Consider the following 13883-nt stretch of genomic DNA (forward strand, 5'->3'; position numbering starts at 1 on the left):
CTTAGTTAAGTGTAGAAGTAGGTGATCGATTCGTTTTTTTGAGGCGAAATCGTCCGCGTACAAAATTTGAGTCCATGCACTTTATTTTCAAGATAACCGAAGTAGGTCTCTTCGCCGTTCGCATTTGTTGTGACGGGTTCGAGTAGGCGGTCGGAGACGGGAACAAGATGAAAGAGAAAGACCGGATGGTGTTTGCCAAAGCGGAGGTGTTCTACTGCTAAAATGCCGCGCAGAGTATCGACAGACCAGCGGAAGTAATTTTTGTAGTTGAAGGAAAGCCCTTGCTCAGTTTGCCACGATCCTTCTTCTTCGAAGATCAGCTGGTAGGGGGTTTCTTTTGTGATTTTGACTAACCCACTACCTTGTCCTGCCGTTCGAGCTTCGTGCCCTGTTCGATCATGAGCAACGTAGAGTACTTGAGTTGTTGCTTCTAGTTTTTTCCATATCGCTGCAAGCACTGCCGGAACACTTTGCTTCAAGGGGGAATCTTTTGATCTAATTGGAGTCGGAGAAATCAGGTAGTTTTTTTTCCCTTCACTTGGGAGGAGAAAGAAAGCTTTTTTGATGAGCGATTCGAGTTCTTCATAGAGGGGATAGCTCCGATTGAGTTCGAAAATTCTATTTTTCCCTTCGTAATAGCTCGAAACAATCGAGCCCTTTTCTAGTCGCTTAAGAGCATGTTGAACTGGGGTGAGTCCTACACTTAACGCATTGGCGATTTGAGAGGGGTATCCTTTACCATTGATGAAAAGGAATAGAAGAACGTCGCCAACTTTTTGACTGCCTAAAAGTTCACCTAACATTTAGTTGATAAATTTGTTTGCATAACTCAAGTTTGCGCGATTAAACTATTTAGGTTCAAGAAAAATGCATGGGTATGAGGCTATATTGTGTGAAACATCACCTATAATTTAGGTGGATATGGTGTTGTTGAGTAGAGTTTAGGGTGTTATTTTCCATTTCTGATGTCGTATGTTGAAGAAGCAATTTACGGAGGATTGACGATGAATACAAAAACAGAAACTGTGGCAGTACGCCGCACCTATCCTACTCTCGTGTGGATTTTTCACGTGGTGTTAGGTGGACTTTTTTTGGCAGGGTGTTCTCAATTAGAAGTGCTTATTGGCCCTGTTCCAGTCACTTTACAAACGCTAGCGATTTTTTTGCTGGCATTTTTTCAAGGAGGGCAAAAGGCAGCACTTTCAACGTGCCTATATTTAGGGGCAGCAACAGTAGGGCTTCCTGTACTTTCAGGATGGTCAGTTAATCCCCTTTGGATGATTGGCCCGTGCGGAGGGTATTTGGTAGCATTTCCGATTGCAGCGTTTTTGATTGGGAAACTAGCAAACTATCGGAAGTCTTCTTCATACTTATGGCTGCTCTTTTCCGTTTTGGTGGGACAAGTGGTGATTTACCTTTTGGGAGTCTCTTGGCTTGCTATTCAGATCGGTTTTCGCTTAGCGATTGATGTTGGGCTCCTTCCTTTTCTATGGCCAGCGCTATTGAAAACGGTTTGCGCCGCTTCACTGAAGGGAGGATATGTTCGATGGCAACGCAATTAAGATTATCACTTACAGACTTGCAAACACCTATTCGCTCAATTCTAATTTACAATGGGGCTGGGGTTTATGGAGAAAGTGTCTCCAAACTCATGCGCCTGTTTGGATATGTCAGTGGCCCTTGGAAAATTAGGGAAATTGGGGAGAAAGAAGTTGATCCCGATAGATGGTCTCCAGCAGAAACCCTTTTCATTTTGCCGGGAGGAAAAGCCGGGGAATATGACATGCACCTTGGAGCGCAAGTCAAAAAGCTCAGGAAGTTTGTGGAAGAAGGAGGGCTTTTTTTTAGTGTTTGTGGGGGGAGTTACTTTGCCTCTAAACAGACAATTTACCAACTTTCAACCCAAGAATGTCTGGAGAAAACACGCGAGCTTGGATTTTTCAAAGGAGTTGCGCAAGGGCCTTTGATTCCTTCACATTCAGACGACATTTCTTTTCATCATGGCGCCTTACAAGTTCGATGGAAAGACACCAAGCGAAAAGCTTCTGTGCTCATCAGTGGAGGGGGAGCGTTCATCCCTACTGAAGAGAGCAAAGGCTACGAAGTACTCGTCTCGTATGATGATCCTCGGATTCCAGAAAAGCTCTCTGCTGCTGTGGTCAAATGCTATGTTGGAAAGGGACGGGCGATCCTGTCGAATTTGCATTTGGGGTACCATGCAAGCGATATCGATGTGCCGGTCTACGAAAAGTATTTTCCGGCACACGATTGGAAACAGATCGTATCAAGTCTCGAAGGAACAGAGGATTTTAGGGTCCAATGTTTCGCAGACTTATTACTGTCTCTTACTGATTAATGGGGGTGGGGGGGACTGTTTTGCAGGTCGTCTTTTACAAACGTTCCTGCATTCTGGGGGTCTCCCTGCCAATTTTTTAAAAGAAGAGCGAATAAGTCTTTTAAGGCGAAGATGGTTCCCATTATCATTGACAATTTGATCTTTTTTGACACAAAGATAAATAGAGTTGGTTGTGCCTGAATAAGCATCAGAGATGCTTAATGTTCATCAGGAAAAGGGTCTGTGTCATCATCACCTTTTGGAGTTCCAGAAATGGAAATGAAATAACCTCCGCCTGAAACTGTTCCTTGAATGTTATCAATAGAGTAGGGAGATGTCGGGTCTTTTTCTTGTGGTGCAGTGTATCCTTTCCACCAAGTTGCGTAAGCGTTTGCTCCAAGAGTAAAAGTTCCGTAATAGTTATTATCATCATCGTAAATATTCCAAGCACTCCATTCATTGTTGTCAGGGCTTTGAGTGTTATAGGGAATGTTTCCTTGCGCTTGATGTGCAATTGTGTAGGGTTGCCAATTAGGGGAATTGGTGGACAATTGAAAGTGAATGTTGGGGCTTTTTCCATCACCAACGTAATTTCCCACTGCTGGCCCATCGGCAAAAAGAGCGCAACTTAAGACGAAAAATGCAATAAGACTTTTGAATTTGAGTTTCATTTTTTGATTTCTCCGGAGCTTACGGTTTTGATTTCTCCTGAAGAGAGGAGAAGGTTGAGCCGACCATCAGGATTGAGCGAGTGGAGTGTGCCAGTTAAGGTATCTCCATTTTGGCGTAAAGTAATGGGTTGTCCTTTATGGGTCAGGAGCTCATCATATGTTTTGTAAAATGGTTTGAACCCTTCAGTTTTATAAAGGTCCAGGTCGACGGCAAAGAATTTATCGAGAAGGTCGAGTAGAGGTTCGAGAGGAAACACATGGCCTTTTTCTTGCATGAGAGAAGTTGCGGGTTGATCGATGAGGTTGAGGTCTTCTTTAGCCATGTTCACATTGATGCCAGCTCCGATAACCACGCCATGGTTGTCACCCTGATCGACAACTTCACAAAGAATACCGGCAATCTTTTTTCCATTTACGAGGATATCATTTGGCCATTTGATTTGTGGGGCAAGTTTTTGGTGGTGCAGCATTTTGACAATGCTTAGGCAAAGGAGCTGAGAAAGGTTATTGAGGTCGACACCATTTTTTCGAATGGTAAAAAAATAAGTGACATAGATGTTGACGCCTTCTGGAGAGATCCAGCTTCTGTTGAAGCGCCCTCTCCCTTGCGTCTGCTCTGAAGCGGTTACACGGGTCATTTTGCCTAAGTCAAAATGAGAAGAGTTTTCTTTTGCCCATGTGTTGGTCGAAGTGACCGTTTTTAAGTGGATTTTTGCAACTTCTAGAGACATTCTTTCCTTTTAACCCTTGATTTTGGATAATTTCTAAATATGTGGAACCACCAGTACTTACGCCGCCTCGACTTTCGTACATTTCCCCTCCTTTTGGGGCTGATGATTGCTAGTTTGCTTGTCATTTCAGCCACATCCATCACAGATACTTATGGAGCCGAAATCGGGTTTTTCACTCCTCTTGTCAAAAGTCAGTTGCAATGGTTTGGGATGGGAACAGTTGCCTACGTATTTTTTGCCGGCCTTGACTATCATAAGCTCCGTGAGTGGGCTTGGATTTTTTACTTTGTAACAATTGTAATGTTACTTGGTCTTTTTTTTACAGACTCAATTAAAAATGTTCATAGATGGTACCGCATTCCGATTATTGGCATTGGTGTCCAACCATCTGAGTGCGCCAAGCTTTCATTGATCTTAACTTTAAGTTGGTTTCTCGAAAAAAAAGGGCGAGCTGTGGGGGATTGGAGCACTTTTTTTCAAGCGTCTGTGATTGCCCTCATTCCGTTTGCTCTCATTTTGAAACAACCTGATTTGGGTTCTGCGCTCGTCTTATATCCAATCACTTTAGGAATGTTTTATTTTGGAGGAGTGAACAAAAAGGTTGTCATGATTTTGGCCACCTTGGGTCTTGTGGCGATTTTCTTCACAGCTCTTATTTTCCTTGGGGTGATTTCTCATGAAGATATGCGCCCTTTTGTCACCCATTTTTTAAAAGATTACCAGTATGAGCGACTCAACCCTGCGACTTACCATCATCAAGCAGCACAAACTGCCATTGCTTTAGGCAAATATACAGGAAGTGGGTTTCGAGAAAGTGTCTTTACCGGTCATGGCTTTTTGCCGGCGGCTTCAACCGACTCAGTTTTTCCGGCTTTTGCTGAAGAATTTGGATTATTTGGAGCATTTTTTATCCTCCTCTTGTTTTTCGGATTGATTTATTGTAGTTTTCAAGTTACCGCAGTTGCGCGCGACCACTTTGGGCGCGTTCTTTCAGCGGGCGTAACGATTTATCTCGCCATTCACGTTGTGGTAAATATCGGGATGATGTGCGGCTTTTTGCCAATCACAGGAGTGCCTCTTTTACTCATGACGTATGGAGGATCTTCTGTTTTGTGGACAATGATTGCGCTGGGCATATTGCAAAGCGTTTATACAAGAAGGTATATGTTTTGATGCCAAAGAAACACCCATTTATTTTTGAACCTGGTTTTTGGTTAGGAGAAGGAAAAATTTCTCTGTCGATGATGGATGAAAAGCTTCCTTTTTACACCCGTTGGACTGTTCCGTCCGCTGATGATAAAGGGCTCATTGCCTGCCTTCAGGAAATCCAAATTGCCGGTCTTTCCGATATGATGCATAACCAGTTTTCTTTTTACGATATCTCGCGTCAAAACTTTGCCATCAAGCTCGAAAATCAATCGATTGGGAAAGTTGTTGGAAAAGGGATCATCAATTCAAAGCTCATTGGGTGGGAATTTCGTTTAGGTCAGCTTGGATTTGAGGGATTCGAATTCTACGAAGTGGCAAAGGAACCAGACACGTATCTTTTACATGCCGAATATGCCGCTAATGACGACTTCCGTACAGTGATTCACGGCAAAATCTGGAAAAAAGCTCCAGAACAAAAAAAAGAAGCAACTGAATAGATTCATTCTAGTTGCGTGGAATTGTCGAACCTTTTATTGATAAAAATAAAAGGAAAGTTAATTCCGATGAAAGTACTCAAGTTTATTCTTCCTATGCTTTTACTAACTGGTTGTTTTTCGCGTCAAGCTGCTATGACCCGCGATGGGTACTCTGATGTAGAAGTGGGGATGTCGGCTTCTGATGTGACAAAGTTATATGGGAAACCATATAATATCTATTCTAAAGGGGATGAAAAGGAAACATATGAGTACATTGAAAAGATCCGCATTGGCAATGAGGTGATCGAGCAACGACGCTATTACATTGTGATTGTAGATGGGAAGGTCATTGGAAAATACATGAAGCTTTCCAATCCACCGACGTTTAACGCCATCTACTCAGATGATCCGTACCCTAACTATTAACCAATGCTTGAAGATAATCAATTCGTCTTTCGAGGGATAGTTTACTTAGATAAGAGACTCCGTAAAGTGAGCTAAACGCTAAAAAAAGAACTAAAGAGACGTGCATCGTTTTTTTGCTGAGCTCAAGAACTTTCTCTTTTCGTTCTTTAAAGAGGTTTGTTTGAGTTGCAAAAACTGAAGAAGAATGTCCTATGCTAAAAAAAGAAAAAGATAAGCTCATCCCCAAAAAAATGTAAATTCTGCTTGCAGAGACTGTTTTGAGAAGCGCCATTGAATGAGCAAGGTATTCAGCAGGCGATGAGTCTTGGGTTAGATAAAATATTGATCCAATTGGGATCTGATTAACCACTAACTAAACCTGCTTGAAGCCATTCGATGCGCTTGACAAGCATAGGTTCAATACCGTACTTCATGCTTGGATAAGCCGCGAGTGATAAAATGAGGGCGACTATAGAAAACATCCCACATGTCATGGCAATATTATAAACTCTTCCCTGTGTATCTTCAGCTTTTGATTCATCTTCAGCAATAACAGCAATAGCTGCAGAGACGATTAGAGTTGCGGCAGAAATGAGGGCAATTGCCAAAGCTGCATCTTTCCATTTGGGGAGCATTGCTAAACTCTTTTCACAGCTAGCTAAGTACTCAATGGGTGTGAGTCTTTCAAATAGTGAAAAGGTTGGAGAAAAAATTGTAAATGAAGTGGGAAGTGACATCTTTGAACCTCTTAACTAATTTAGGGGGTGAGTTCTATAAACTTTACGCAAACATTTTTCCAGTAGGCGTAATCATGAATTTGAAAAGTATAAACGACGCTTGTGAAACCTGCAAGAAAAGCTGTTAGGGTAGAGGCTACTGTGATAAACGTTGCAACTTTTCTGACGTTTTCTCTTGGCGATTGATGGGCAATAAAACCGAAGATAAATGTAACTGCAAGAGCGTGTATCGCAACTGAATTGGCAAATGTCCGAGCAAGTAAGGCACTCTCAAGGCTAGTTCCATAGACCGATACGAGCTTTTCCAACTCGAGCTTTCCAAGTTTGCTGAGATGAGCTAGGGTAATGTTTGTCGTGTCAATTGTGACACTTGTTGTGAACAACCCTGAAAACTCTGATAAATGGCTAGGCATAGTCATGATTTGGCTCCATCAAAAATTTCGCAATAATGATATTTAATTCGACAATTAATGTAAACTATAATTGAATTAAAAAATTAATATTATACATTACTTAATAAGTTCTGTTTTGAATCCAACATACTGCATAATTAGCTAAGTACGAACCACCTTTACAATTCACATAAGAAAATCCCGATAAGAGTGCAATGCAAAAGAGAAATCTAGAAATAATGTAAAGAGGTGATGCTGGAATTGTCGATACTGAGCGCTCTGAATATGCTTTTTCGTCTTCCATCAAGCCGGAGCGTGAATAGAAGAGTAGGGATGCAGCAAGAGCTCCTACAAATACATACTGGGCTTTCCCGGCAATAACAGTCATTCCTTTCCCAGAAGAAGTAAGAAAGTCAATTGCAGCTTTTGCGGTTTCAGGAGAAGGACCCTTGAAATAATTCAATAGTGGAACTGGGTTAATATAGCTAAACATTTGATTTCCTCCGCGGAATTTTTACTTTATAAAGGCGTTATAATTAATGAAATTGAACCTGAATGGAAAAAAAACATACCTATAGCTCATCGCATGCCGTCCCATGGTCAGCTTGTGAGCACCGTCGAACATAATGCAAAGTGCAAGTGTTCCCACAGCTGTAAGCCCAGCGTAGCATAAGCCAATGCCAATGGCGCCAAGAGGGGCGAAGCAGTATTTCACAATTTCGCGCTGTTCGGCTTCTCTGTCGTTTCCAAAACGTGTTGCAATCAATAATGGTGCTGCGAAAAGAGCCCCAATTAGGGGAAATGTCACAGCGGCAACAAACGAGACCTTTGCGAAGCGTGTTAGGAGCGCTTCATAACCAAAACGAAAAATAGGAAGAACCTGTTCAAATGGTGGGATTGGTCTCATTGTTCATTCAATTTAAATAAAATCGTATAAATTATGATTTATTGTTTGATAAAAGTCAATTAATATTGAATGAATTATCAGGGCAAAAGAAATTTTATAAATTCGATTATGTAAACGATAGAACAAGTGCTTGGCTGTAATTAATTGCACTGTGCCCGTTCGCTATATAGTATCCGATATTTAATATTTGAGAGAGAAGAAATCCTTGAATTCCGATATAAAAGCCAGCTTTCAGCAATATTTCGGAGAAGGTTTCAATGTGAGTATAAGTTTTTTGAGTGAGACCATCAGGGCGATTGTCATAATCGTCAATCGTCTTTTCAAAATATTTTAAGCCATAATAAATGCCCGCGCCGGCTATTGTACCGACGAGGGCAGTTGAAAAATTGATTCGAGTAAACCGGGTCATAAACGATTCAAATAGAGTTGTATCTTTTGGAATTAACTCTGAAACTGTGACCGTAGTTTGTCCCATTACGATGCTTTAATCTTAATGTCTACTCCAGCTGCGACCGGAAGAACTTTAAGTTTATCGATCGTGTCAAGAGTTGGGTTCAAAATATCGAGCAAACGGATATGGGTACGAATTTCGAACTGTTCACGTGACTTTCTATCAACGTGAGGTGAACGGAGAACGGTATACACTTCTCTTTTTGTCGGGAGGGGGATAGGTCCCACGACGCGTGCTCCGGTTCTCTTAGCCGTTTCAACGATATCAGCAGTCGAGCGATCAAGAATACGTTGATCGTATCCTTTCAGGCGAATCCGTATTTTCTTTCGACTTGTTTCTTTTTTGGCCGTTTCTTTTCCCATAAGTTTTGTTCTCTTATTTCTTCGTAATTTCTTCTTGAATTTTGGACGGGACGCGTTCGAAATGACTGGGTTCCATCACATAGGTCGCACGACCAGAGCTGAGAGAGCGGAGGGTCGTTGAGTAGCCGAACATTTCACTAAGTGGAACTTCTGCTTCGAAAATGACAACTCCACGCTCATTTTTTTGATTCATAATCTTTCCACGACGGCGGTTGATGTCACCCATCACATCTCCCAAGAAATCTTCAGGAGTTGTGACCACGACTTTCATGATCGGTTCGAGAATGATAGGCTGACATTTTTTAGCAGCTTCGCGGACTGACATCGACGCGCAAATCTTAAACGCCATTTCATTCGAGTCAACTTCATGGAAAGAACCGAAGACAATCGCGACTTTGACATCAACAAGCTTGAAGCCTGCTAGAACTCCGTTTGTCAATCCTTCTTCCACCCCTTTAATACAAGCAGGGATGTATTCTTTTGGAATGACACCGCCAACGATTTTACTGACAACTTCATTTCCTTTGCCAGGCTCGTTAGGCTCGATTTCTAGGCAAACGTGAGCGTACTGACCACGACCTCCTGATTGTTTCACAAACTTTGTGTCCGACTTTCCAGGAACCGTGATTGTTTCTTTGTAAGAAACTTGAGGCTTTCCAACGTTCGCATCAACCTTAAATTCACGCATCATACGATCTTTCAAGATCTCTAAATGAAGTTCTCCCATTCCAGCGATAATAGTTTGCCCAGTATCTTCGTTTGTACTCACTCGGAAAGTAGGATCTTCTTCAGAAAGGGCGCTAAGAGCCATCGATAGTTTTTCTCGATCCCCTTTTGATTTAGGCTCAATCGCCATCGAAATTACAGGTTCAGGGAACTCCATTTTCTCTAAGAGAAGGGGGTTGTCATCTGTGCAAAGAGTGTCTCCTGTACTGGAGATTTTTAGTCCAATACAAGCAACAATATCTCCTGTAAAGGCTTCATCTAAGTCGGTTCGTTGGTTCGCATGCATTTGGAGTAGACGAGATACGCGCTCTTTCTTACCTTTCGTAGTATTGATTAGAGCCATTCCTTTTGTAAGGGTTCCAGAGTAAATTCTGATAAATGTGAGGCGTCCAACATAAGGGTCAGTGATCACTTTAAAAGCTAATGCTGCAAGTGGACTGTCGTCTTTTGGCTCGAGTCCAATTTCTTCATCAGTGTCTTCTTTGATCCCTTTGATCGTTCCTCGATCGATTGGCGAAGGCATCCATTTTGTGATCGCATCGAGAAGAGGCTGCACCCCTTTGTTCTTGAAAGCTGAGCCTAAAAGAACTGGGTTAATTTTGTTGCTGCAAACGCCTGTGCGAATCACTGCATGAATTTCATCAGGAGTCAGTGAGTCTGGGTCTTCTAGAACTTTCATCATGAATTCTTCATTCGACTCATCAACAGTTGCAAGCTCTTCGAGCATTTTGCTGCGCATTTCTTTGCATTGATCTTTTAAATCGTTTGGAATCTCTGCGATGTCATATTGAGCTCCCATTGTCTCATCTTTGAAGAGATATGCTTTCATGGTGACAAGGTCAACCATTCCTAGGAAGTCGTTTTCTGCTCCGATAGGACATTGAACAGGAAGTGCATTAGCTCCGAGTTTTTCTTCCATGCTTTTGACACAGTAGAAGTAATCGGCTCCGACGCGGTCCATTTTGTTGATGAAAGCGATACGAGGAACGCCATAACGCTCTGCTTGACGCCAAACAGTTTCTGACTGGGGTTGAACACCATCAACTGCGCTGAAGACAGCAACTGCGCCATCGAGGACGCGTAGGGAGCGCTCAACTTCTACTGTGAAGTCGACGTGCCCGGGAGTGTCGATGATGTTGATTTTGCAGCCTGCCCAATAAACTGTTGTTGCAGCTGAAGTAATGGTGATTCCGCGCTCTTGCTCTTGTTCCATGTAGTCCATGGTCGCAGCACCTTCATGAACTTCTCCGATGCGGTGAACACGTCCAGAATAGAAAAGAATACGCTCAGTACATGTCGTTTTACCAGCATCGATGTGAGCCATGATGCCAATATTGCGTACCAGGTTTAATTTGTCTTTGTCAGATCGTGCCATGATTCTCCTTTACCATTTGTAGTGTGCAAAGGCTTTGTTTGCCTCGGCCATGCGATGGGTGTCGTCTTTTTTCTTAATTGTAGCGCCTTGATTGTTAAAGCAGTCAGAAAGTTCCATAGCTAAACCATCAATCATATTACGACCGACTTTGCTTCTTGCATTTGAAATGATCCATTTCATTGCCATGGATTGGCGGCGATCAGGTGCGATTTCGATAGGGACTTGGTAGGTTGCTCCCCCAATTCTGCGAGATTTCACCTCGAGAGTAGGCATGGCATTTTCCATGGCTTGTTCAAACGCGATGATTGGATCATCTGCGTTGACTTTCTTTGCAAAGCTTTCAAGTGCTGAATAGACAATTCTTCTCGCGAGAGATTTTTTCCCGCTTAACATCACACGGTTGATGAACTTTGTGACCACTTCACTATTGTAAATTGGATCGGGTTGGATTTTTCGTTTCGTAGCACGACGTCTTCTGGACATTTATCAATAACCTCTGTTTCTACTTAGGCCTTTTAGCACCGTATTTAGATCTTCCTTGCTTACGGTCTTTAACAGCCGTACAGTCAAGGGTTCCTCGAACAACATGGTAGCGGACACCAGGAAGGTCTTTGACTCTTCCGCCGCGGACTAGAACAATACTGTGTTCTTGTAAGTTGTGACCTTCTCCGCCAATGTAAGCGATGATTTCCTGTCCGTTTGATAAACGAACCCAGGCAACTTTTCGCAAGGCTGAGTTAGGTTTCTTAGGTGTTTTTGTTTTCACCTGAAGACAAACGCCTCTTCTTTGAGGACATCGTACGAGAGCAGGTGATTTGCTTCTCTTTTTCTTCGAGACCCGTTCTTTACGGATAAGTTGGTTGATCGTTGGCATTCAGGTAATTACTCCTTTCGTTCTGCAATTTTGTCATAGGTTTCAAAGACAAAAAACCATCAACATACAAATAATGTGGCAATATAGCGCACCAGAAGATTTATTTGCAAAAGATTTTGAAATCGAACGCGGATAGACAACATAGCGAACCGTTCAATATATGGTTTTAATATTTAAACACTTTGTAATAAGTTAATTTGATTAATTTGTTTCCAATAATTATATAATAATTATAGTTGGGTTTAATAACCTGTCTTAATAATAGCTGGGGGTTAGGTGGGTTTCCGACGTTTCATTTTCTTTTGTCTTTTCTTTCTTACGGGTTTAGGGCAAAGTCTCTTTTCCGACGATTTCACCTTAGCCCCATCGAATGTCCGAGAGACGATGGAAAAAATGTTTGCCTATCACGTTGAAAACCGTGAGTTTTCGCCAATTGTAGTCCGTCGCTCGTTTAAAGTTTATATTCAACAGTTTGACCCTGAGCGTCTGTACCTATTAAAAGGGGAGGTTGAGGGGTTTCTATCTATTGATAACCGTATGGTGAATCAGGTAATACGGGACTATCGATATGACCGATTTCCGGCTTATGCCCAGCTCAATCAGGCCATTCAAAAGGCCATCGCTCGGCAGCAAAAAATTCGACAGGAGGTGGTGGGGAAAATCCTTAGAGAAGGGCCAGCAGTCTTATCACAACCTCTTCCAGATGAAGACTATGACTATGCAAAAAATTCCAAAGAGCTTTACGAACGGGTCTATTTTCGCCTCATTCGAGATATGAAATACTCTTTGAAAAAGAAAGGGGTTTCAGATCCCTCTCCTGAACTTCTAAAAAAAATTCTGATTTTTCGAGAAAGTAAAGTCACATTGAGCGAGCAGTCCTATCTGCCGCAAGAGTCCGAGGAACTCAACAACCACTACCTCACGCTCCATATCTTAAAGGCTATGGCGAAAAGCCTAGATGCTCATTCAGGCTATTATAGTCCTAAAGAAGCCTATGAGATCCGGGCTAACCTCAAAAAAGAATTTTCCGGTATCGGAGTCGTTTTTCGAGAGGATTTTGATGGGATCTATGTAGCCGACCTCATTCAAGGAGGGCCTGCTCACCGTTCTCAACAAGTTGAGATTGGGGATGCGCTCATGGGACTTAATGGTCAGTCGGTGACAGAGATGCATTTTGAAGAAGTTCTCGATCTTATGAAAGGAGGATCAGGATCAAAAGTGACACTCCAGTTGCAAAAGCAAAAAACTAAAGAGCAACATACTGTACAACTCGTTCGGGAAAAGATTGTGATGAATGATGACCGCCTTTCAGTTGAGTTTGAACCATTTGCAGATGGGGTCATCGGGAAAATCAATATGCCTGGCTTTTACGACAACGGTGCAGATGTCAGCGCTGAAAAAGATCTTCGCGAGGCTCTTAGAACGCTCCGCAACCATGGAAAGATCTACGGCATTGTGCTCGATTTGCGCGAAAACTCTGGGGGATTTCTCACACAAGCCATCAAAGTCTCCGCAATGTTTATCAATGGGGGGATCATCGTAGTTTCTAAGTACGCCGATGGAGAAGTGAGTTATGCCCGCGACGTTGATGGACGTCATTATTATAGTGGTCCTTTTGCCGTTCTCATTTCAAAAGCCTCAGCATCCGCTGCTGAAATCGTTGCAGCAGCTTTGCAAGATCATGGAGCTGCGCTCATTGTTGGTGACGAGCGATCTTACGGAAAGGGGTCGATGCAGTATCAAACATTGACCGATGAGCGGGCAACCTCCTTTTTCAAAGTGACAGTTGGTCGCTACTACACTGCCTCAGGACGTTCGCCTCAAATCACTGGTGTGAAGTCAGATATTCTCGTTCCAACCATTTTCCACCCCTACAATATTGGAGAGCGGTATCTCGAACACCCTATTGCAAGTGACCAGCTCACAGGAGAGGTTTTTGGCTCCTTGAATAAGGTCAAAAAAGGATCTTTTCGAGATCGTGAGGCTATTTCTGTTCCCTATCTTGCGCCTCATCCAAGTGAGTGGCGCCAGATGCTCTCTCAGTTGCAAGCTAATAGTCAGGAGAGGCTTAGTAAAGATCGCAACTTCCAGTTCTTCCTCAAAATTGCTGAAGGTTACCGCCCCAAGCGGACGGGCTTTCAGAGCCGTCGTGAGTCGGTTGTCTCGAACTATGGGGCTGAGGACCTCCAGATGAAAGAAGCTGTTGAAATTGTCAAAGATATGGCTTTAATCTATAAATTAAACAACTAACATACAATATATTAAATTATTATTTTTTTATAAAAATATAAT

General features: G+C 42.5%; 18 protein-coding genes. 6 read left to right on the forward strand and 12 right to left on the reverse strand.

Annotated elements, in window-relative coordinates; translation table 11 throughout:
* Positions 1 to 5: 5 nt before the first annotated feature.
* Entirely contained in the window at positions 6 to 803 is a 798-nt protein-coding gene (locus SNE_RS02100) for a winged helix-turn-helix domain-containing protein (protein WP_013942655.1), read from the reverse strand.
* 201 nt (positions 804 to 1004) lie between these two features.
* On the opposite strand from SNE_RS02100, the gene SNE_RS02105 reads away from it, so the two are divergent.
* Positions 1005 to 1562: a biotin transporter BioY gene (locus SNE_RS02105; RefSeq protein WP_158307200.1), complete on the forward strand. Its 558-nt coding sequence runs from the start codon at positions 1005 to 1007 to the stop codon at positions 1560 to 1562.
* Positions 1547 to 2356 (forward strand): BPL-N domain-containing protein, encoded by an 810-nt coding sequence (locus SNE_RS02110; RefSeq protein WP_013942657.1) that lies wholly within the window; start codon positions 1547 to 1549, stop codon positions 2354 to 2356. Before SNE_RS02105 ends, SNE_RS02110 begins: the two co-directional genes overlap by 16 nt.
* 197 nt (positions 2357 to 2553) lie before the next feature.
* Here the strand turns inward: SNE_RS02110 and SNE_RS02120 are convergent, their stop codons facing one another.
* Positions 2554 to 3006: a hypothetical protein gene (locus SNE_RS02120; RefSeq protein ID WP_013942659.1), complete on the reverse strand. Its 453-nt coding sequence runs from the start codon at positions 3004 to 3006 to the stop codon at positions 2554 to 2556.
* Positions 3003 to 3737: a biotin--[acetyl-CoA-carboxylase] ligase gene (locus tag SNE_RS02125; protein ID WP_013942660.1), complete on the reverse strand. Its 735-nt coding sequence runs from the start codon at positions 3735 to 3737 to the stop codon at positions 3003 to 3005. The genes SNE_RS02120 and SNE_RS02125 overlap by 4 nt, the downstream gene beginning before the upstream one ends.
* A gap of 39 nt (positions 3738 to 3776) precedes the next feature.
* Here SNE_RS02125 and SNE_RS02130 point away from each other — a divergent pair, with 39 nt between their 5' ends.
* The 3 genes from SNE_RS02130 (at position 3777) to bamE (ending at position 5788) form a co-directional block, all read left to right on the forward strand.
* A complete protein-coding gene (locus tag SNE_RS02130; RefSeq protein ID WP_013942661.1) occupies positions 3777 to 4910 on the forward strand; it encodes an FtsW/RodA/SpoVE family cell cycle protein in 1134 nt (377 codons plus the stop codon).
* Positions 4910 to 5383 carry a hypothetical protein gene (locus SNE_RS02135; protein ID WP_013942662.1) on the forward strand — a complete coding sequence of 158 codons (474 nt, stop codon included), beginning with the start codon at positions 4910 to 4912 and terminating at the stop codon, positions 5381 to 5383. The genes SNE_RS02130 and SNE_RS02135 overlap by 1 nt, the downstream gene beginning before the upstream one ends.
* A 66-nt stretch (positions 5384 to 5449) precedes the next feature.
* Positions 5450 to 5788, forward strand: coding sequence for an outer membrane protein assembly factor BamE domain-containing protein (gene bamE, locus SNE_RS02140; protein ID WP_013942663.1), 339 nt, complete (start codon positions 5450 to 5452; stop codon positions 5786 to 5788).
* Positions 5789 to 6129: 341 nt separating this feature from the next.
* Here bamE and SNE_RS02150 read toward each other — a convergent pair whose 3' ends face one another.
* From SNE_RS02150 to rpsL, 9 genes are all read right to left on the reverse strand, one after another.
* Entirely contained in the window at positions 6130 to 6504 is a 375-nt protein-coding gene (locus SNE_RS02150; RefSeq protein ID WP_013942665.1) for a hypothetical protein, read from the reverse strand.
* Positions 6505 to 6524: 20 nt separating this feature from the next.
* Positions 6525 to 6923, reverse strand: coding sequence for a hypothetical protein (locus SNE_RS02155; protein ID WP_041418701.1), 399 nt, complete (start codon positions 6921 to 6923; stop codon positions 6525 to 6527).
* Between the two features lie 94 nt (positions 6924 to 7017).
* Positions 7018 to 7389, reverse strand: coding sequence for a hypothetical protein (locus tag SNE_RS02160; protein WP_013942667.1), 372 nt, complete (start codon positions 7387 to 7389; stop codon positions 7018 to 7020).
* Positions 7390 to 7410: 21 nt separating this feature from the next.
* Positions 7411 to 7803 (reverse strand): hypothetical protein, encoded by a 393-nt coding sequence (locus SNE_RS02165; protein WP_013942668.1) that lies wholly within the window; start codon positions 7801 to 7803, stop codon positions 7411 to 7413.
* A 106-nt stretch (positions 7804 to 7909) separates the two neighbouring features.
* Positions 7910 to 8278: a hypothetical protein gene (locus SNE_RS02170; protein WP_013942669.1), complete on the reverse strand. Its 369-nt coding sequence runs from the start codon at positions 8276 to 8278 to the stop codon at positions 7910 to 7912.
* Positions 8278 to 8616 carry a 30S ribosomal protein S10 gene (rpsJ, locus tag SNE_RS02175; protein ID WP_013942670.1) on the reverse strand — a complete coding sequence of 113 codons (339 nt, stop codon included), beginning with the start codon at positions 8614 to 8616 and terminating at the stop codon, positions 8278 to 8280. Before rpsJ ends, SNE_RS02170 begins: the two co-directional genes overlap by 1 nt.
* A 13-nt stretch (positions 8617 to 8629) precedes the next feature.
* Positions 8630 to 10717: an elongation factor G gene (gene fusA, locus SNE_RS02180; RefSeq protein ID WP_013942671.1), complete on the reverse strand. Its 2088-nt coding sequence runs from the start codon at positions 10715 to 10717 to the stop codon at positions 8630 to 8632.
* A gap of 9 nt (positions 10718 to 10726) precedes the next feature.
* Positions 10727 to 11200, reverse strand: coding sequence for a 30S ribosomal protein S7 (gene rpsG, locus SNE_RS02185; protein ID WP_013942672.1), 474 nt, complete (start codon positions 11198 to 11200; stop codon positions 10727 to 10729).
* A gap of 19 nt (positions 11201 to 11219) precedes the next feature.
* Positions 11220 to 11591 (reverse strand): 30S ribosomal protein S12, encoded by a 372-nt coding sequence (rpsL, locus tag SNE_RS02190; protein ID WP_013942673.1) that lies wholly within the window; start codon positions 11589 to 11591, stop codon positions 11220 to 11222.
* A 276-nt stretch (positions 11592 to 11867) separates the two neighbouring features.
* Here rpsL and tsp point away from each other — a divergent pair, with 276 nt between their 5' ends.
* Positions 11868 to 13841: a tail-specific protease Tsp gene (gene tsp / locus SNE_RS02195; RefSeq protein ID WP_013942675.1), complete on the forward strand. Its 1974-nt coding sequence runs from the start codon at positions 11868 to 11870 to the stop codon at positions 13839 to 13841.
* Positions 13842 to 13883 lie beyond the last annotated feature (42 nt).

The sequence above is a fragment of the Simkania negevensis Z genome (genome assembly GCF_000237205.1).
Lineage (GTDB): Bacteria > Chlamydiota > Chlamydiia > Chlamydiales > Simkaniaceae > Simkania > Simkania negevensis.

What these genes read in the sequence shown, in the direction of transcription:
- rpsL (WP_013942673.1), bottom strand. Translation starts at nt 11,591, where the DNA reads ATGCCAACGATCAACCAACTTATCCGTAAAGAACGGGTCTCGAAGAAA.
- SNE_RS02165 (WP_013942668.1), bottom strand. Translation starts at nt 7,803, where the DNA reads ATGAGACCAATCCCACCATTTGAACAGGTTCTTCCTATTTTTCGTTTT.
- bamE (WP_013942663.1), top strand. Translation starts at nt 5,450, where the DNA reads ATGAAAGTACTCAAGTTTATTCTTCCTATGCTTTTACTAACTGGTTGT.
- fusA (WP_013942671.1), bottom strand. Translation starts at nt 10,717, where the DNA reads ATGGCACGATCTGACAAAGACAAATTAAACCTGGTACGCAATATTGGC.
- SNE_RS02100 (WP_013942655.1), bottom strand. Translation starts at nt 803, where the DNA reads ATGTTAGGTGAACTTTTAGGCAGTCAAAAAGTTGGCGACGTTCTTCTA.
- SNE_RS02105 (WP_158307200.1), top strand. Translation starts at nt 1,005, where the DNA reads ATGAATACAAAAACAGAAACTGTGGCAGTACGCCGCACCTATCCTACT.
- SNE_RS02135 (WP_013942662.1), top strand. Translation starts at nt 4,910, where the DNA reads ATGCCAAAGAAACACCCATTTATTTTTGAACCTGGTTTTTGGTTAGGA.
- SNE_RS02160 (WP_013942667.1), bottom strand. Translation starts at nt 7,389, where the DNA reads ATGTTTAGCTATATTAACCCAGTTCCACTATTGAATTATTTCAAGGGT.
- SNE_RS02120 (WP_013942659.1), bottom strand. Translation starts at nt 3,006, where the DNA reads ATGAAACTCAAATTCAAAAGTCTTATTGCATTTTTCGTCTTAAGTTGC.
- SNE_RS02130 (WP_013942661.1), top strand. Translation starts at nt 3,777, where the DNA reads ATGTGGAACCACCAGTACTTACGCCGCCTCGACTTTCGTACATTTCCC.
- rpsG (WP_013942672.1), bottom strand. Translation starts at nt 11,200, where the DNA reads ATGTCCAGAAGACGTCGTGCTACGAAACGAAAAATCCAACCCGATCCA.
- rpsJ (WP_013942670.1), bottom strand. Translation starts at nt 8,616, where the DNA reads ATGGGAAAAGAAACGGCCAAAAAAGAAACAAGTCGAAAGAAAATACGG.
- SNE_RS02155 (WP_041418701.1), bottom strand. Translation starts at nt 6,923, where the DNA reads ATGACTATGCCTAGCCATTTATCAGAGTTTTCAGGGTTGTTCACAACA.
- SNE_RS02170 (WP_013942669.1), bottom strand. Translation starts at nt 8,278, where the DNA reads ATGGGACAAACTACGGTCACAGTTTCAGAGTTAATTCCAAAAGATACA.
- SNE_RS02125 (WP_013942660.1), bottom strand. Translation starts at nt 3,737, where the DNA reads ATGTCTCTAGAAGTTGCAAAAATCCACTTAAAAACGGTCACTTCGACC.
- SNE_RS02110 (WP_013942657.1), top strand. Translation starts at nt 1,547, where the DNA reads ATGGCAACGCAATTAAGATTATCACTTACAGACTTGCAAACACCTATT.
- SNE_RS02150 (WP_013942665.1), bottom strand. Translation starts at nt 6,504, where the DNA reads ATGTCACTTCCCACTTCATTTACAATTTTTTCTCCAACCTTTTCACTA.